This is a genomic window from uncultured Salinisphaera sp. (assembly GCF_964012375.1).
GTDB lineage: Bacteria > Pseudomonadota > Gammaproteobacteria > Nevskiales > Salinisphaeraceae > Salinisphaera.
Window position 1 is genome coordinate 1 of record NZ_CAXGSH010000048.1, and the last position, 18042, is coordinate 18042.

The window sequence follows — 18042 nt, forward strand, 5'->3', positions numbered from 1 at the left end:
CTGTCCCTACAAGCCCACGACGACACGCTGGAGATCCTCGCCGACGACAGCGTGACGGTGACCAGCAGCAGCGACACCGTCAACGTCTTCGCCCAGACCAAGATCGTGCTCACCTCGGGCCAGTCCACCGTCACGCTCGAAGGCGGCAATATCACCTTCGCCTGCCCGGGCACGTTCACCGTCAAAGGTGGGGCGCATGGGTTTGTCGGGCCGCTGAGCGGGAACGCAAGCATCAGCCCACTGCCAAACGGTACTGTCGAATTAACGCCTGCTCGAATGATCGACTTCTCCGGCTAGCGAGGTGACGCATGCATGACCAACCGCCGCTGCAAAGTTGGTCCTACCCCTTCGACACTGCTGAAGACGCCAATCCCAACGAGTTGGCGGCAACTTATTACCGGGCTCTCGCACAGGCCTCTACCGGCTTCTTCCCCATCGGTAGCAATGGGCTATGGCACGGCGGCATTCACTTTGATTCGGCCACCGGCGGCACTCTTCAGCAGGATGGAGGGGTTCGTTGCATCGCAGACGGAGAGCTTGTCGCGTACAGGATCGATTCCGAGTACCCCACCATAGAATACGAGAACGGCCCAAAAAACGCCGAATACTCAACCGGCTTCGTCTTGGTCCGCCACAAGCTTCAACTACCCGCGGAGCCGGCAGACAATGGCGCCGCACAAAGCGACACACAACCGCCGAGTAGCGCCCGGCCGGACACCTCAGCAAGCGAACCCAATAGCACGCTCGTGTTTTACAGCTTGTACATGCACCTTCTGAACATAGCCGCTTACAAATACGACGAGGCGATGGCGCCGACAGCAGCGCCCAGCGACAACGGCACGCAGTCTAAGGAACCCCCGAGTTTTCTGACGTCATATACAGTGGGCCAAGCTGCGCGAGACCAGCTAAACGGGCGAATTGGCCTGAATCTTCGTGACGAAAGTCACCAGATAAAAGGCTTAGCGATTTCGGGAGCCAAGCTAGCATTAGGCCCGGCCAAACCCGACTGGCCAGGCTATTTCCCCGTACTTCGCATCAACACCGGCGCCACCGAACCACCTGAGCTAGATCCGGCCGGCCTATTCGCCTATAAAGGCGAGCTTGAAGGCCCTGCTCTCGATGCGACCGCCGACACGATAGTAAACCTGGACGATCCGATGCCGATCTCAGCCGGCGCACTCGTCGGCTATCCAGGTTCCTATCAACGCTACACCGACCAGCAGCCAGCCCCGCTGGTACATATCGAAGTTTTTAGCACCGACGATGTACCAGCGTTCGTGAGCACGAGCCGAGAGCGCGCTTCCGAAGCTAATCAGGGCCGCCGCGATAGCGACCCGAACCGAACGCGACAATCGGATGAGCCGGATAATGAAGAACCCTCGCCGTGGGCGTGGCATGGGTTCTCGTTTGTAGAAGAAAGCACCTCGCTCGACCAACAGATGGCGCGTAGCCTGATAGCCAATCGCAGCGCTCGCCCCGAAGAAGAACGAGATTATAAAGCCCTCGCGGATCGCACCGATGGCAGCGCCTTGTTCAACAAGATTCGCGAAGATATCGATCTCGATAACGACGGCCAGTTGAGCAAGCAAGAGATCAAGTCCGCTCTTGCCAATTCCGCCACCGCGAACTCTTTATCCCACTTGATCGTCAAGTTCGAGAGTGAGTGGGGCGGCAGCATGGACAAATGGGACTCTCTTGACCGCTACATGACAGGCCTTAACGAAACAGACTGGGCCAAGGAAAAACAACGAATTCGACGGCTCCAGTGGTGGAATGATGTGGGCGAACTTTCGACACCCGTTGCTTGGCACTTTCACCCAGTCGGCTTGATCGCCAACTTTCCTCAACGCTGCTCTTGCGGGAAGAATATTACTGAATCCGACCTAGATTTGATCCTTCCTGACGACGTAAAGAAAAACGGCTTATTCTACCAAGCCTACGACAGATCAGTGAGAAATTTCGATAAGTCGCGCTTTCTGACGCACCTGAATCGATTTATGCATTCCCACGAGATTAATACGTGCGGCAGAAAAGCGCATTTTCTGTCGCAAATGATACACGAGTGCGATGAGTTGAGGACGAATGAGGAGTACCGGAACAAAGACGGATCAATGCCCAGTGGCTGGTCTAGATACAACGGTGGCGCCAACTATCACGGACGCGGTTTAATCCAGCTCACGCACAGACCGAATTACGCCTCGTACGGCGACGCGGTAAACAATCCAGATATCGCATCTCAGCCTGATATCGTCAGCCATTCAATCTTAGAGACTACTAGATCAGGGTGTTGGTATTGGCGTAGTGGTAGCGCTTGGGGCGACATAAACCCTAAAGCGGATGCCAATGACTTTTTCGCGATAACCGTCGCGGTAAACGGCGGATTTAGGCACGTGGAGAATAGGTTTCTCGCATTGAATAAACTAGCGCGAATTTTTCATGCCGATACTTGCCAGACGAATCCTGGACAGACTTTTTCCCACTATGAAATCGACTCAAGCAGTCTGACCAACTCCAATTGGTACAAGCGCCACCGATCAATGGCCGAGACAGCGCAGAATTCAGTAAACTCCGCCGAGCACACCATCGATGATGATTAAAGCGTTACCGAACTACGCATATTTAGCTTTATTAATACTATACCTCGGGTTTAACGCCGCCCATGGCGCCGACCTAGACGGCATATTTTCGAACGGCGAGCGATATCACGCTAGTTACACGATAGAGGCAAAGAAACGGCCGAACGAGCCAGCGACGAAATTGCTCACTATTAACGTAGAGTTAGCAAGCGGGCAAAAACTTTCATATAGCTACGACGCCCCAGATTACCCCGCCGTCCAATCAAGTCCTTTAGGTTTTATTTCAGTCATTGTGAACCAAGGCGGAATGGAGGGCTCACGGATTTATAACTACTTGTTCTTGAGCGACAATAAACTAGTTTCCGCTGGCGAGGTGGAGACCTTTCTACACCTCGGAGATATCGAAGATATCAAAATACGAAAGAACAATAGAATCCAAAAATCGAGTATCCGGCGCCTTATTTCCAGCGTAGCAGGCCGAAGTGCTAAAGAGATTTCGAATCACGAGAACGCATATCCTAACGCGATGCTTTTCCTCCTCGGCAAGAGTTATAACGAAGATATGGACATTGGCGCCGCTGTTGGCTTGCTAGAGAATACGGAAATAAAGGCGGATCCAGTTCTTCTCGCTCGCCTCAAATCATCTTTCTGCGAATAACCGATCCAGTGGTTATATTAGCGCGTAGCTTGCTCATGGAAGTAGGAGTTTCATCCGACGAACTTCAGCATGCTGCCGCTTAAACTTGGCCCATCGTCTACCCGTGCGATCGCCACCGTCCCTATCTCTCAATACAACCACTGATCATCGTCTACTCGGAGCTCTCGTGCTTTTCTCCAGGCCTGCCCATACTGCGGCTTTGTTATCGGCTGCCCTTATGGCGTCGTGCTCTGCGCAACACATCCCTCCGATATCGGGCTCTTGGGTTAGCGAGAATAGCCACACAGCCCGAAGCCTGAAAATCGTTAACGACGACGGCAAAATGTACGTCTCGTATTGCTTCGTTTCGAATAGCGGAAACCGTATTAATTGCGCCGTTGACGAGTCGATTGACAGGTTTAGGATATTTCGAGCTGATAGCCCCGGATGCTATGAAGCTGAGGTCAACAGTTATTATGAGCCGAAGTTAAAAACTGATATTTCGATGTGTGTGGAGGGAAATAACCTGACGTGGACGACGCTACGAGAAAAGGACATCCCCTACCTTCCGCAACGACTAACGTTTGAACGCGAATAATCTCGATAAGTCGATCGCCGGTGCCGGTAACCGTTCTCGGTAATCACCGCCGGATTCCCACGATACATAACTAATACGAAGAATGGATGGTACGGCGCCACCCAGCAAAACGCTTTCAGTTCTTCGACAGAAATAAACCCGCTTCGCTAACCACTGGACGGCCAGCCTGTTATTTTTTGATAGAGCCTGACCACCACCTCTCAAGCATCCTTACATAGACCCGCACAGTATTGATCAGTGGGCGCGCTCAGAAAAACTAAAAAACAAACCGCGCCGGAAGCTACAGACGACGCTGGCGGAGTAAGGCACAACAGATTTGACGACGCTTCCCGCACGTTTCGGAGTACCTACCTCGTCAACTCGCTTCTTCACCGCTTGCGGGACCCATACAGCTCGGAACGTTACCGCACCATACTCTTCAACCGGATAAGACGCTCGGCTTGCCTGCTTCGCTGCAATCCGAGCCTAGTCGGTAGACGTCGCCATCTGGCCCGCTATGAGCGTGGCGCCACACTCGGTCTTGTCACCGTGGCGGGCCACCGGCTGGCCGTCGACCATTACTGTTGGGTCGCCGCTGACAATACGGTTCGTGCCCATGCCTCGTGCCACGCATTCGCTTCTGGGGCATGTGACTTCGTCGCCAATACGGGCAACCGGTTTACCGCCGGTTATCGAGGTGGGCGCGCCGCTTATGACCGTGCCGCCGTGATCGGTCTTGTCGCCTACAACGATGAATGGTCGAGACATGCTGTCCTCCATGTTCGTTCGATTTGCCGTGTGTGAATCAGCGACGGTGCTTGGTTGGGTCGTCGTACCGCGTGCCGTGAAGCTCTACGTGGCCAAAATCCTGAAAAGACCAGTTGCCGCCCCAGGTCAGACCGTACTGCTGTGCAAGCTTGCCATAGAGGTCATAACCGCGCTGTGTCCACTCGTCTTCGATTGCAATAACAAGCTTGCCATTGCGCAAGAAGGCAGAGTCGGCTGCAAGCCCGAACTGGTGATAACTCTGATATGGCCCGGCGTTGGTGACGTAACCACTCTTGGACTTGAGCCGGCGCTGGCGTTCGGGGCTTCGATAGCCCTCGATAAGCACCATCTGATAGCCGTATTTGTCGCGCATGTCCTTGTAGACCTGTAACAGTAGCTGCGCGAATTCGGGCTTGAGACGGTCCCATTTACGGTTCGCGCGGCGTAGATCGGGCCGTACGGACTCAACCTCGCGTGTGGTGAACACCTCGGGCGGTAGCGGTTGCGGCGGCGCCAGCCGCTCGCCGCGGAGCAGGCTGGCAACCAGGGGGTTCGACTCGCGCTCGGCTTCACGATAGTTGTCGAAGTCCAGTAGACCCTGCATCTGAACGACAACCAGCACGGGAAAGGTCAATAACAGCAGGACCGCGAGTGCGATCCAGCGATGCCTAGAGAACCAGCGCGCTGCACGCCCGCCGTTGCGCATCACCCGGGCCGTACCGGCACTGGCGCCACGCGCGGCGGACCGCCTACTCGACGCAAACCGGCTTACCGCAGAGCGCAACCCGTCCCAAACCGAACGCCGGCCATCCGGAAAGATGATCAAGAAGAGCACCAAAAGCGCCGCGACGAAATAAAGCGTAATCCAAATAATCGTCACGTCAGATTTCGTACCGTTTCCGTCTTGGACACACTTAACTGGCCGACTTTTACTCGTGGAACTGCTTCTTACCGCTCGGCAGCCTTACCGCGGTCGATAGCAAAAGTTCATACAGTGCGGCCGGAACCTAAGCGAGCACGCCTTGAGCTTGGGTGACAAATTTTTCGATTATTTGGCACTATGCAGCTATCGCCATCTTACGCAAGGACGATACGTGCCTGTACAGATGCCATACAGCCTGCTCGGCGACCATAATGCCGATGATCCGGATCACGCGCGATACGGCGGCTTCCTGGCGCGCATGGAGCCAGCCACCGGCAAGCCGTCGGCGTTGACGCATCTGCGCTGGCTTGGGCTTGGGATATTGATCGGTTGCACCCTGCTGACGGTGTATCAGTTCATGTTCGTCTCGGATGCGCCAAGGGACGACATGGCCAGTCGTCAACCCGTGACCTCTGCCGCCGGTTCCACAGGCGCGAGCGGCTCAGCAGTCGCAAAGACCGATAGCTCCGCACCCAGCCAGCGGCCGGCGGCGAACGAAAAAGCAGGCAGCCAGCCGACGAAAACGGCCGTGATTACCCAAGGACGCGCCGCGAGCCCGGGGTTTGCCGACTCGATGAACATGTTGTCGCCGAACGGCGAGGCAGCTACCGAAGCGCATGCATCGGAGGCCGCTGCGCTATCGGCGGCTTCGGAATCCGATACGAAGAACGACATTCACGGCAGCATCGGCGACGATTACCCCACCGCATTGCTCGCGGACTCGCTCCAGCTGTCCGAGCCTGCGCTGCCGAGCAGTAGCAGTCGCAGGCCGTCGAACGTCTCCAACGATGATCCGGACGTTGCGATTCTGCAGCTGCTGCTACAACGCATCGACAAGAAGGAGTGAGTACGGTCGCCAGCGCGGTATCCGGCCTGAGCCGTCTACGGCACGGCCGACGGCCCGGCTTCAGTGCCCATAATGATCGTCATCACAACAAGACACGATAACGCCTGACCACGGCTTTGCCGCTCTGTCAGATAGGTTTTAACGGGCCCATAAGCTATTGTTATTGAAAACCAGGGGCGGTTGAACCCGGCGACGGGCTGTTCGAGGCACGTCGCCCGATACGCGATATTCCGGGGGAAAAGCGCGCAACGATGTTACGCAAGGTTTTAAAGGGGCTGTTGTTACTCGCGCTGGTCTTCCTGGCGATCTGGCTGTTGGTGATTGGCTACTGGCGCGTCACCGGCACGGATCCGACCGGCGCCGAACTCGCGCTGTACCTGGTCGGGATGCCGATCGCGGTGATTGCCGTTTTCTTCGGTGGGAAAGCGTTGTTGAAGCGCGTTAGAAACAACGATACGGACGCCGAGGTCGCCAGCACGGATGCCAACGGCGGCGGCGACACGCCGGCCGAAGCGTCCCGTCCCGAAGATGAACTGTATCTATGCTTGCTCGACAGCGCGTTGCGACTGCCCGTGGGCAGTAGCGGCGAAGATGCGCTGGCCGTGCTGGCCGAGGGAAAGACACGCCCGGGCCTGGATGATGCCCTCGTGGATGACCAAGGCTTCCCGGTGTTTGCGACGCGTGTAGAAGACATCACCGACGAGGGACTCGAACAAGCGCTCGCCTTGCCCGACCAGCACAACGACACGCCTCTGCGCTGGTCGCCCGAACAAATGCGGGCCCTGGCCATGGGACGTGGCGTGCTCGACGATCTGCTGGCAGGCCAGCTGGCACAGCTTTTTGCCGAACTGCAGGCGCACGCCGACGGCGAACCGCCCCACGACTCGCCGGACCGCGAGGCCGCGAACCCGCCCCCACTGCATATGCGCCTGCTGCTGCCCGCACACTGGTCTGTCGCGCATCGGGAATTGGCCAGCACCTGGTTTCGTGAACACGCCGAAGCACAGCTATTGCATCCCGAGCTGACCGTGGCCGCCAAACACGCGATCCAGCGCGCCGGCGCGCCGGGCTTTGGCGACCTCAACGATCTCGCCCTTGCGGCCCATAACGAAGACCGGAATAGCCTCTGCGTGATTCTGGCCTGCGACTCGCTCATCGGCGACACCGAGATCGCCCGGCTTGATGGTGAAGGCCGGCTGTTCAGCCAGTCCAATCCGGGCGGTATGGTGCCGGGCGAAGGCGCCGCAGGCGTGGTGGTTGTGACTCACCCGATGCTTGCCGATGTGGCGTCGGCCGACTATGCCCGGGTGCATCGTGCCGCCATGGGCGACCGGAAGACGCGTGCGGGCGATAAATCCCGCCGCAGCGAGGATCAGGCATTGCTGGGTCGGTTGGGCACCAAAGCGCTCGCCAACGCACGCTGCGCGGCCGAGGATATCGGCTTTGTTATCAGTGACGCCGGTATCGACGCCACACAGGGTCGAGAACGCGCACAGTTGATCGGCGACAAACTCGACCACCTCGACCCGACCGCCGAGTGCCCGAATATCGGCACGGCCTGCGGCGATCTCGGCTTCGTCGGCACGCTAGCGGCCCTCGCGCTAAGCCATAGTGCGGTAAGAAACACGGGCCGGCCGGTGCTGGCCATCAGTTTATCGCACCCCCTACAGCGCGCCGCCGCGGTACTACAGCCGCCCGCCGGGCCGGAATCCGACCGCGACGACTCCGAACCCGCCGCGACCGCGGCATGACCTTCTTTCTAACGTTTTCGAGCACAGCCCATGGCACGCGTTAAACGATTCTTTACAGACCCGCGCACCCTGATCGGGATCGGCATTGCTGCCCTGGCCATATTCGTGCTGCTCGTGGCCGATTCCTGGCGTACCGCGGCTCTGCTGATCGAGTCCCTGATCATCATAGGGCTGCTGGTCTGGGGCACGATCTGGTTGTGGCGTCGTCACAAGTCGAAAAAGGCCGCGAACGAATTCGGCGACATGCTGGAAAAGGACGCCGACAAGGCGGTCAGCAATTCCAGCGGCAAAAAACGCGAAGAGATTGCCGCGCTGCGTGATCGCCTGCAGTCGGCGATCAAGACCATCAAGTCCTCCAAGATCGGCCATACATCCGGCCGTGCCGCTCTCTATGAGCTGCCCTGGTACATGGTGATCGGCAATCCGGCCGCCGGCAAGAGCACCGCGATCATCAACTCCGGGCTGCAATTCCCGCTCGAAGAGGAATCGGGCAAGGTCATCCACGGCGTCGGCGGGACCCGCAACTGCGACTGGTTCTTCACCACCGAGGGCATCCTGCTCGATACCGCCGGGCGCTTTTCGGTTCATGAAGAGGATCGCAGCGAATGGCTGGGCTTCGTCGACCTGCTCAAGCGCTACCGTCCCAAGGCACCGCTCAACGGCATCATCATCGCGGTTAACGTCCTGGACCTGACCGAGCGCGGCCCCGAGTTCGCGATCAACCTTGCCAAGCAGCTGCGCCAGCGCGTTCAGGAACTCACCGAACGCCTGGAGATCTTCGCGCCGGTCTATGTGCTGTTTACCAAGGCCGACCTGATCGCGGGCTTCAACGACTTCTTCGCCGAGGCCGACACCGGCGAACGTGAGCGGGTGTGGGGCGTGACCCTGCCCTACGATATCGAGAGCAACCGCAACGCCGTGGCGCTGTTCGACGAGCGTTTCGACGAACTCTATCGCGGCCTCAAGGAGATGAGCCTCGCCCAGATGTCGATGAACCGTGGCCAGCCGATGGCCCCGGGAGTATTCACGTTTCCGTTGGAGTTCGCCTCGATCAAGCCCGCGATCGGTGCCTTCATCAACACGCTTTTCGAAGAGAATCCGTACCAGTTCAACCCCGTGTTTCGCGGCTTCTACTTCACGAGTGCCCTTCAGGAAGGACAGCCCGTCGAGCACTCGAGCGAACGCGTGGCGCAGCGCTTCGGTCTGCAGGCCGCCGAGCAGAAACCAGCGGTCGGCAAGGCGGCCAGCGGGTTCTTCCTGTCGGATCTGTTCCGGCGCGTGATCTTCGCCGACAGCCGGCTGGTGCGCCAGTACACCAGCCCGGCCAAGAACCGTTTCCGCTATGCGGTGTTCTTCAGCGCGGTGGCCATTCTCGGCCTGTGTTTCGCCGGCTGGACATGGTCGTACTTCGGCAATCAACAGCTGCTGGCCGAGGTCAACAACGATCTGCAGCAGGCGGTCGCCGTACAGAACGGCCAGCTGGATCTGGCCTCGCGTTTCGAGGCACTCAATATCCTCGAGCAGCGCATCGATCAGCTCGAGAGCTATCAGAACGATCGTCCGTGGTCGCTCGGGCTGGGCCTGTATCACGGCGACGCCATGCTCGACAAACTGCGCAGCGAGTACTTCAAGGGTACACGCGCGCTCTTGCTCGAGCCGGTCAAGGAGAAGCTGGAAGCGTTCCTGGTCCAGGTCAACCAGAACGCCGATCAGCTTGATGAGAGCAGCCCGCGGGCCGCGGCCGATGCAACCGGTGCAAGCAGCGGCACCTACGAGCGCGCCGATCCGACCGACGTCAAGGACGCGTACAACGCGCTCAAGACCTACCTCATGCTCGGCGACAAATCGCGCGTCGACACCAAGCACCTCTACGACCAGCTCACCCGCTTCTGGCGCGGCTGGCTGGAAGCCAATCGAGGCGGCATGCCCCGCGAACAGATGATCCGCGATGCCGAAGAGGTGATCTCGTTCTACCTCGGCCATGTCAGCGCCCCCGACTGGCCCATGATCGAAAACCGCTTGAGCCTTGCCGCCGACACGCGCGAGGAACTGCGTAGCGTGATGGCCGGCCTGCCCGCGCGCGAACGCGTGTATGCGGACATCAAGGCGCGGGCATCGACACGGTTCCCGCCGGTGACGGTCGCGGGCATTCTCGGCGACCAGAGCAGTGGCGATGCGGAACAGGCAGAGACCGATTCGGGCTCGATCATCGAAGGCAGCTATGCGGTATCGGGTACGTTCTCGCGCCAGGCATGGGAGCAGTTCATCAAGGGCGCGTTCGAGAACGCGGCAACCCAGGAGCTCCAGAGTGAAGACTGGGTGTTGCGCACCAGCCAGAGCAACGACCTGACCCTGCAAGGCAGCCCGCAGGAGATCGAAAAAAGCCTGATCGACAAATACAAGGCGGAATACGTCGAGGAATGGCGCAAGTTCATTCAGGGGCTGACCGTCAACAGCTTCGACAGCTTCGAGCAGGCTGCGGAGAAGCTTAATCGGCTGGGCGACCCCTCGGCCTCGCCGTTGCGTCGCATGCTCGGCGCGATCTATCTACAGACCGCCTGGGACAACAAGAGCCCCATGGTCGACGACGAACAGGCCGAAGCCGTGCAAGGCGGTATCGTCGACTGGTTCAAACGCGTGATACTGCGGCGCACGCCGCATCAGGCCAACCGCGCGGCCTACTACGTCGACAGCGCGGACCTGGGAAATATCGAATCCGACGACAGCGGTTCGACGGGCGCCGGGCCCAAGCTCGGCGCGGTCGGCGCCGAGTTTTCCGGTATCGCACAGCTGGTGAAAAAGCGCGATTCCAACGAATCCCTGCTCAGCAGTTATATCGATGCCCTGTCGAAGGTACGCACGCGCTTCAACCAGATCGCAAACGAAGGCGATATGGGCCCGGGCAGCACCGAACTCATGGTGCAGACCCTCAAGGGTGAAGGCTCGGAACTGGCATCTGCCCTGCAGTACGTCGAGAATCAGATGCTGCCGGCGATTCCCGAGCAACAACGCGCCACCATCCGCCCGCTGCTGGTACGTCCGCTTGTGCAGGCCTATGCTGCCGTCGTGGACCCGGCTCAGGACGAAGTCAACCGCCAGTGGCAGGCCCGCGTTTACGATACGTATCGCGAAACACTGGCGCCGAAGTATCCGTTCACGTCCGATGCCACGGTCGAAGCCTCCGGCGGCGAAATCGCCCAGGTATTCGGGCCGGACGGCGCCATCGCGAAGTTTGCCGACGAAAACCTCAAGACGCTGGTGATTCGCCGTGGCAACACGCTGACGCCACGCACCTGGGCCGATATCGGGCTGAGCCTGACGCCGGCGTTCACCCAGAACTTTTCGCAGTGGGTTTCGCCACTCGGCGCCCAGGGTATGCCGCAGCCCGCGGACGGCGGTAGCGCCGTGCAGCAGACGGTGTTCCAGATTCAACCATTGCCGGCGCCCGGCGTACGCGAATATTCGATCGTGCTCGACGGGCAGCGTTTGAAATACCGCAATACGCCGCCCCAGTGGGCGAACTTTGTCTGGCCCAATCCGGAGGGAACGCCGGGCGTGCGCGTTGAAGCCACGACCTTCGACGGCCAGAGCGTTGAGTTGATCAACTTCCCGGGTCGATTCGGCCTGCAGAAGATGATCAAGTCGGCCGCGCGGGAACGCAAAGGCGACAACATATTCAGGTTGTCCTGGTCGAAGGGCAACCTCGTGGTTGCGGTCAACCTGCGTATCATCAGCAATCCGCAAAGCGGCCGGCAGAACAAGGGCATTGCTGCATTACGCCTGCCGGATACCATCGTGGGCGCAGACAGCGAGTCCACCGCCATGCCGGCCGCCGACGACGACAGCGAAGAAACAACGCCGGCTGCCAACTCGGCCGAAGCGGATGCCACTCCTAGCGAAACCGCCCCGGCGGCCACGTCTGCTGCGGTGCAGGACAGCCCATGAGCAAGATTACAGCTACCCGTGTCGCCTACTTCGGCAAAGTGCCCTCGCGCGGCGACTTCATCAAATCCGGTGAAAACCATCGCCTGTTGTCGACCCTCGACGGCTGGCTCGACGGCACGATGGAACGTGTGTCGAGCGATCCGCACTGGAAAACCACCTACGATGCTGCCGCACCGCTGCATTTCGCGTTTCTGGGGTCGCGTCGTCGCCTGGCCGTGGCCGGCCATGTCATCAACAGCCGGGACCAGTCCGGTCGCCGGTTCCCGTTTCTGACCGCGAGCACCCTGCAGGTCGAGCAGCCGCTTGCCTTTGCCGCGCGCAGCCCGCTGGCACTGAGCCGGCTCTGGGCACGCATGCAAAGCCTGACGAACGAACTCGTCAGCAGCACCGACTGCAGCGCACTGCTGGGCACCTATGGCGATATCGAGGTCGAAGTCGAAACCGACGCCCGCGCCTACGATGCCCACATGAAGGACTTTCTCGCGATCCAGACGCTGGGTGCTCTGGAAGGCGCCTTGCGCGATTCGGGGCATCCGGTGGATCTCAGGAACCTGCTGCCGGCGCTCGGCCTGCTATTACAGCCGGTCATGGCCAGTGGCGCTTCGCGGCTGGACAAGGGGCTGGCGCTGCCGCTGCCCGACGACCCGGTCTATCGCTACCCGGTCGCCGCGCTCTGGCTCGACCTGATCACCCCGTTTCTCGCGCGCGCGGAGTTCGAACTCTCGGTATTCATCCACGCCGTCGAGACGAAGGCGCGGATGCTGCTCGGCTTCAACGGCGCGCCTGAAATTACGCTGCATTCCGCGCTGGACCCGGAAACCGGCGCCCAACAGAACATCACCCTCGACGATCCGGACTGGGTGGAAGCACAAACCCGCTCGGATTACGGCCTGCAGAAGCTGGCCAACTATCTCGCCCAGCCGGATGTGACAATGCGCAGCGCGCGCTCCATCTATCGCGACGTCTTTCTCGGGGATTAGGCCATGATCAAGCAACTATGTGTGGTACTCGCCCTGCTGAGCGCCGCGGCTGGCGCGCAGGCACAGACGCAGGGTGAAGACGCGGACAACGCGCAGACGAACGCGCCGCGCGCTCGCGTATCGGGTACCGCGCCAACCAATCAGGTGGTGGTCACCGGGGTCGTCCCCAACGAAAACACCAAAGCGGTGGTACTCAAGCGCCTGCGCGCCATCTACGGCGACGACCGGGTCATCGACGAAGTCACCATCGGCGATGTCGTCGCCCCACCCAACTGGGAAACCTATCTCGATCGCATGCTGGTGTCGGACCTGAGCAACGTGTCGCGCGGCAAGCTCGTTATCAAGGGCAATGACGCCCAGATCAGCGGCGACGTCGTCAACGAGGCCCAGCGCCAGGATATCGTCAGCAAGATGGCCACCCAGCTCAACCCCAGTTATTCGATCGAGAACAACCTGGCGATTGGCGCATCGGAGCAGAAAATTCTCGACGACGCGCTGGCCAATCGCACCATCGAATTTGAAAGCGGCAGTGCCACGCTGACGCCGCAGGGGCTCCAGATCGTCGACGAAATGGCGGGCCCCATCAGCAAACTCAAAAACAAGCGCGTCGAGATCATCGGCCATACTGACAACAGCGGCTCGCGCCTGGCCAACCTCGCACTTAGCGCCAATCGGGCTGAAGCGGTCAAGGCCGCCCTGGTCGACAAGGGCATACCGGCAAGATCACTGATCACGCTGGGTGCGGGCTCGCAGCGGCCGATCGCCAGCAACGATACGGCCGCCGGGCGGGCCCGCAATCGCCGTATCGAGTTCCGTATCCGTAACGCCGATAATAAGAACGACGCCGAATAGTCACGGATACTCGAATAACGCGGGCCCACCGCCGGCCAGCGCTGGGGCGTCAATCAAGCGATCGCCCGACATCGGACGCCGGGCCCGATGGTGTCGCAATACAGCGGGCCAACGCGCGGCGGCTGGCCCATATGAGCTCGCCGCCGCGTATGCCCGGCTATTCGAAGGAGTCGCTATCTTCGCCGCGACGCATGCGCGACAGGCCCAGCAACTCCTCGACGTGGGCCAGCTCTCCTTCGTCGCGAATGACGTTGCGCAGCCACGAATGCAGCGGCATCTCGCCCCAGTTCGCCGCGGTGTCGGCCAGATAGGCGACCGGGCTGTGCGGCTCCGTACGGCGGAAGAAATCGGCCACGAGCCGCAGCTGCGACAGGGCCTGAGCGCGTGTTTGTATCTGTGTCGGCGTAGCGCTTCGCGCCGGCGCCGCCGGCGCCGCCGGCGCCTCGGCCGCAGCCGTTGCTTGTGCCGGCGCGGCATCGGTTTGCGACGCGGCGGGCGCGGCTTTTTTCGACGGCTGACGGGTGGCGCCCGCTGCGTCGGCAAACCCTTCCACCAGTGAATAGACTTCGCCGAGCGTTTCATGCACGCGGGCAAAGCCGGGGGCATCCCCGTCGAGCTTGTCGTCGAGCGTGCTCTCGAGTTCCTGCACGGCAGAGCGGCACTCTTCCAAGTCCTCGATCAGATCCGCATAGAACGAGCCCGAGGTATCGCGACGTGCGGATTCGAACTGTGCGAGGCGGTTCGCAGCCTCGGCATTCTCTTCGGCGTCGTCCTCGTTGCCCCGCGTCTGTTGTACCGCCCGTCGTGCGCCTTCGAGGTCGGCCAGGCTGAATCGACCGATATCGGAAGCCGTTACCGGCTGCTGTTTCATCAGAGGCACCGACAATTGCAACAACCGGGCAAGATTGTTGATACGGGCCTCCTGGTCACCGTCTTCTTCATCAGGTAGCGGATGCAGGCTGTCCCAATCAGTCGCGCACAGCTGCGAAAGCACGCGATAACCGCTGGCAATGCCCGAGAAGCCGTTCAGATGCGCCCAGGCCTCGGTCAACCAGACACAGACACGGATGTCCTTGGTCTTGTCCGCGAGCAGCTGCGTGCACAGGGTATCGACACGCGGCCAGTCGGCAGCCTTGAGATCCTTGATCCAGTCGCCCTGCTCCAGGCTCGGATCGTCGGCCCGGCGCGCCTCGACAATTGCGTCGAACTCGGGCGACAGGGACATGTCCTCGCCGCAGGGATCTTCTTCGGTAATAGGCGCCGTCAGCGCTGCAAGATTGGGCATGCAAACTTCCCCTGAATGCTGGTAACACCCATATACTCCAAGGCCGGGGCTTATTAATCAATGCTTCTAAATCGATCCGGCCCCGACAAGCCGCGCGCGACTCGAAATTTAGCCGACACGGCGGGACACTTACGCGGGTCGGTGGCGATCGACCCTGCATTAAACACAAGGATGTTCGGGTTGTTATAGCCGGTATGCGAACGCCGACGCGCGACGACCGCAGGCCGCGAAACCATTTGGAGCACCTGGCCACGCCGGCTGTTTTCTGCGGCCCGGCCAAGAAAGCACCCCTCTGCCCTTCGCGCCCATCTCCAAAAGGCGCTCGCCCCGAAGCGCCGCGCGAGATCTACGGCCAAGCGTCGAGTGTATCGCCGACTGAGCCAAGCCGCGCGAGCGCATCCGATGTTCGACCGCGGACCGTTCGCCAGCGCTCGCATCGGTGCATTCCGACCCGATCAGGGTGCTTGTCGCCAACGCGCCGTTCCGATCGATCGAGTTCAGCGACGAACTACGCGGGCAAAGCGCCCCCTTCGACAACTGGCCTTGCGCAATCTTGGAGCCACCGGGACGCGGTATCCGGCACCCTGACGAATGCACGCCGTCGCCCTCGCAGCCCTCGCGCTCGCAAGCCGACGGTCGCTGTGCCCTGCTCTGAAACAAAAAAAGGGCGCCCCGTGGGACGCCCTTTTTGACACAGCTGTCGGTACCGACAGCGTAATGTCGGCTATCAGCCTTCGTCGGACGTCTCTTCCGACGCCTTTTCGGCCAGTTCCTTCATCGACAGACGCACGCGGCCCTGGCGGTCGACTTCCAGCACCTTGACCTTGACGGTCTGGCCTTCGGAAAGCTCGTCGCTGACCTTTTCGACGCGGTGGTCGGCAATCTGGGAGATATGCACGAGGCCGTCGCGGCCCGGCACCAGATTCACGAACGCACCGAAGTCGACGATACGTACGACCTTGCCTTCATAGACCTGGCCGGCTTCGATATCGCGGGTGATGTCCTCGATACGCTTGATCGCCATGTCGGCAGCCGACTTGTCGACCGCGGCGACGTGGATCGTGCCGTCATCCTCGATATCGATCGACGCACCCGTTTCCTCGGTGATCGAACGGATGGTCGCGCCGCCCTTGCCGATCACGTCGCGAATCTTGTCGGAATCGATCTTGATGGTGAAGATGCGCGGCGCCCACTCGGAGACTTCCTGGCGCGGCTTGTCGATCGCCTGGCTCATGACGCCAAGAATGTGCAGACGGCCTTCCTTGGCCTGCTCAAGCGCGGCTTCCATGATCTCGCGGGTGATACCGGCGATCTTGATGTCCATCTGCAGGGCGGTGATGCCGTCGTTGGAGCCGGCCACCTTGAAGTCCATGTCGCCGAGGTGGTCTTCGTCGCCGAGGATGTCGGTAAGCACCGCGAACTTGTCGCCTTCCTTGATCAGGCCCATGGCCACGCCGGCCACCGGCGCCTTGATCGGCACGCCGGCGTCCATCAGCGCGAGGCTGGTGCCGCAGACCGAGGCCATCGAGGAGGAGCCGTTGGATTCGGTGACTTCCGACACCACGCGCATGACGTAGGGGAATTCCTTTTCCAGATCCGGCAGCACGCCCATGATGGCGCGCTTGGCCAGCTTGCCGTGGCCGATTTCACGACGCTTGGGGCTGCCCATGAAGCCGGTCTCGCCCACGCTGTAGGGCGGGAAGTTGTAGTGCAGCATGAACGGGTCGTCGTACTTGCCTTCGACCGCGTCGATCATCTGCGCATCGCGGCCGGTGCCCAGCGTGGTGACGACCAGTGCCTGGGTTTCGCCACGCGTGAACAGTGCCGAACCGTGGGTGCGCGGCAGTACGCCGGTCTTGATATCCAGCGCGCGCACGGTGCGCGTGTCGCGACCGTCGATACGCGGCTGACCTTCGAGAATGCGCGAACGCACGGTGGTCTTCTCGAGGGCGCCCAGCGCCCCCTTCACGTCGTCGCGGCTCCAGCCTTCTTCGCCTTCCTCGACGGCCAGCTCGGCCACGACGGCTTCCTTGATCTCGCCCAGGCGCGCACCGCGGTCCTGCTTGTCGGCGATCTGATAGGCCTCGACCACGTCGTTCTTGGCAACGCGCTCGACGGCTTCGGCCAGGGATTCATCCTTGGCCGGGGCCTGCCAGTCCCATTTCGGCTTGCCGGCTTCGGCGACCATCGCTTCGATGGCCTGAATGGCAGCCTGGATCTGCTCGTGGCCGAACAGCACCGCGCCCAGCATGATTTCTTCGGACAGCTCCTTGGCTTCCGATTCCACCATGAGCACGGCGTCCGAGGTGCCGGCGACCACCAGGTTCAGATCACTGGTCTTGAGCTGGGTCGCGCTCGGGTTGAGCACGTATTCGCCGTCGGCATAGCCGACGCGCGCGCCGCCGATCGGGCCGGCGAACGGCAGACCGGCCAGGCTGAGGGCGGCAGAGGCGCCGATCATGGCCGGGATATCGGCATCGATCTCGGGATCGACCGACATGACCGTAGCCACGATCTGAACTTCGTTATAGAAGCCTTTCGGAAACAGCGGACGGATCGGACGGTCGATCAGGCGGCAGGTGAGCGTTTCCTTTTCGCCGGGACGGCCTTCGCGCTTGAAGAAGCCGCCGGGAATCTTGCCGCCGGCATAGGTGCGTTCCTGATAGTTGACGGTCAGCGGGAAGAACGCGGCGTTGGGCGCGGCTTCCTTCTTGCCGACAGCGGTGACGAGCACCACGGTGTCGCCCATGCTCACCTTCACGGCGCCGTCGGCCTGACGCGCGATCTCACCCGTTTCGAGGGTGACCGCATGTTCGCCGAACTGGAAGGTCTGTTTACTGGTAACGGTGACGTTGCTCACTTAGATATATCCTGTGTCTTTCAAACAAAAAAGCGCCCGGCT

12 protein-coding genes are annotated in these 18042 nt (G+C 60.6%); 8 read left to right on the forward strand and 4 right to left on the reverse strand.

From position 1 onward, the window contains the following. From ABNU97_RS09850 to ABNU97_RS09860, 3 genes are all read left to right on the forward strand, one after another. Positions 1 to 297 (forward strand): DUF2345 domain-containing protein (locus ABNU97_RS09850; RefSeq protein WP_348766562.1); only part of this gene is annotated, 297 nt, incomplete at its 5' end. An 11-nt stretch (positions 298 to 308) separates the two neighbouring features. Further along, positions 309 to 2597 carry a glycoside hydrolase family 19 protein gene (locus ABNU97_RS09855; protein ID WP_348766563.1) on the forward strand — a complete coding sequence of 763 codons (2289 nt, stop codon included), beginning with the start codon at positions 309 to 311 and terminating at the stop codon, positions 2595 to 2597. After that, positions 2590 to 3234, forward strand: coding sequence for a hypothetical protein (locus ABNU97_RS09860; protein ID WP_348766564.1), 645 nt, complete (start codon positions 2590 to 2592; stop codon positions 3232 to 3234). The genes ABNU97_RS09855 and ABNU97_RS09860 overlap by 8 nt, the downstream gene beginning before the upstream one ends. A 1042-nt stretch (positions 3235 to 4276) precedes the next feature. Here the strand turns inward: ABNU97_RS09860 and ABNU97_RS09865 are convergent. Both ABNU97_RS09865 and ABNU97_RS09870 read right to left on the reverse strand, forming a co-directional pair. Beyond that, on the reverse strand, positions 4277 to 4558 hold the full coding sequence (locus tag ABNU97_RS09865; protein WP_348766565.1) for a PAAR domain-containing protein: 282 nt from the start codon (positions 4556 to 4558) through the stop codon (positions 4277 to 4279). Positions 4559 to 4595: 37 nt separating this feature from the next. Further along, positions 4596 to 5438 carry a M15 family metallopeptidase gene (locus tag ABNU97_RS09870; protein ID WP_348766566.1) on the reverse strand — a complete coding sequence of 281 codons (843 nt, stop codon included), beginning with the start codon at positions 5436 to 5438 and terminating at the stop codon, positions 4596 to 4598. A 142-nt stretch (positions 5439 to 5580) separates the two neighbouring features. On the opposite strand from ABNU97_RS09870, the gene ABNU97_RS09875 reads away from it, so the two are divergent. From ABNU97_RS09875 to ABNU97_RS09895, 5 genes are all read left to right on the forward strand, one after another. Further along, positions 5581 to 6327 (forward strand): hypothetical protein, encoded by a 747-nt coding sequence (locus ABNU97_RS09875; protein ID WP_348766567.1) that lies wholly within the window; start codon positions 5581 to 5583, stop codon positions 6325 to 6327. A gap of 251 nt (positions 6328 to 6578) precedes the next feature. Further along, positions 6579 to 8078 carry a hypothetical protein gene (locus ABNU97_RS09880; protein WP_348766568.1) on the forward strand — a complete coding sequence of 500 codons (1500 nt, stop codon included), beginning with the start codon at positions 6579 to 6581 and terminating at the stop codon, positions 8076 to 8078. A 30-nt stretch (positions 8079 to 8108) separates the two neighbouring features. Next, entirely contained in the window at positions 8109 to 12023 is a 3915-nt protein-coding gene (tssM, locus tag ABNU97_RS09885) for a type VI secretion system membrane subunit TssM (RefSeq protein WP_348766569.1), read from the forward strand. Further along, positions 12020 to 13003: a type VI secretion system-associated protein TagF gene (tagF, locus tag ABNU97_RS09890; RefSeq protein ID WP_348766570.1), complete on the forward strand. Its 984-nt coding sequence runs from the start codon at positions 12020 to 12022 to the stop codon at positions 13001 to 13003. Before tssM ends, tagF begins: the two co-directional genes overlap by 4 nt. Before the next feature lie 3 nt (positions 13004 to 13006). Continuing rightward, positions 13007 to 13855, forward strand: coding sequence for an OmpA family protein (locus tag ABNU97_RS09895; protein ID WP_348766571.1), 849 nt, complete (start codon positions 13007 to 13009; stop codon positions 13853 to 13855). A 157-nt stretch (positions 13856 to 14012) separates the two neighbouring features. Here ABNU97_RS09895 and tssA read toward each other — a convergent pair whose 3' ends face one another. After that, positions 14013 to 15140 (reverse strand): type VI secretion system protein TssA, encoded by a 1128-nt coding sequence (gene tssA, locus ABNU97_RS09900; RefSeq protein ID WP_348766572.1) that lies wholly within the window; start codon positions 15138 to 15140, stop codon positions 14013 to 14015. Between the two features lie 727 nt (positions 15141 to 15867). After that, the gene (gene pnp / locus ABNU97_RS09905) at positions 15868 to 18000 is read right to left on the reverse strand and encodes a polyribonucleotide nucleotidyltransferase (RefSeq protein ID WP_348766573.1); all 2133 of its coding nucleotides are present in this window, start codon (positions 17998 to 18000) and stop codon (positions 15868 to 15870) included. Positions 18001 to 18042 lie beyond the last annotated feature (42 nt).

What these genes read in the sequence shown, in the direction of transcription:
- ABNU97_RS09855 (WP_348766563.1), top strand. Translation starts at nt 309, where the DNA reads ATGCATGACCAACCGCCGCTGCAAAGTTGGTCCTACCCCTTCGACACT.
- ABNU97_RS09860 (WP_348766564.1), top strand. Translation starts at nt 2,590, where the DNA reads ATGATTAAAGCGTTACCGAACTACGCATATTTAGCTTTATTAATACTA.
- ABNU97_RS09865 (WP_348766565.1), bottom strand. Translation starts at nt 4,558, where the DNA reads ATGTCTCGACCATTCATCGTTGTAGGCGACAAGACCGATCACGGCGGC.
- ABNU97_RS09880 (WP_348766568.1), top strand. Translation starts at nt 6,579, where the DNA reads ATGTTACGCAAGGTTTTAAAGGGGCTGTTGTTACTCGCGCTGGTCTTC.
- tssM (WP_348766569.1), top strand. Translation starts at nt 8,109, where the DNA reads ATGGCACGCGTTAAACGATTCTTTACAGACCCGCGCACCCTGATCGGG.
- tagF (WP_348766570.1), top strand. Translation starts at nt 12,020, where the DNA reads ATGAGCAAGATTACAGCTACCCGTGTCGCCTACTTCGGCAAAGTGCCC.
- ABNU97_RS09895 (WP_348766571.1), top strand. Translation starts at nt 13,007, where the DNA reads ATGATCAAGCAACTATGTGTGGTACTCGCCCTGCTGAGCGCCGCGGCT.
- tssA (WP_348766572.1), bottom strand. Translation starts at nt 15,140, where the DNA reads ATGCCCAATCTTGCAGCGCTGACGGCGCCTATTACCGAAGAAGATCCC.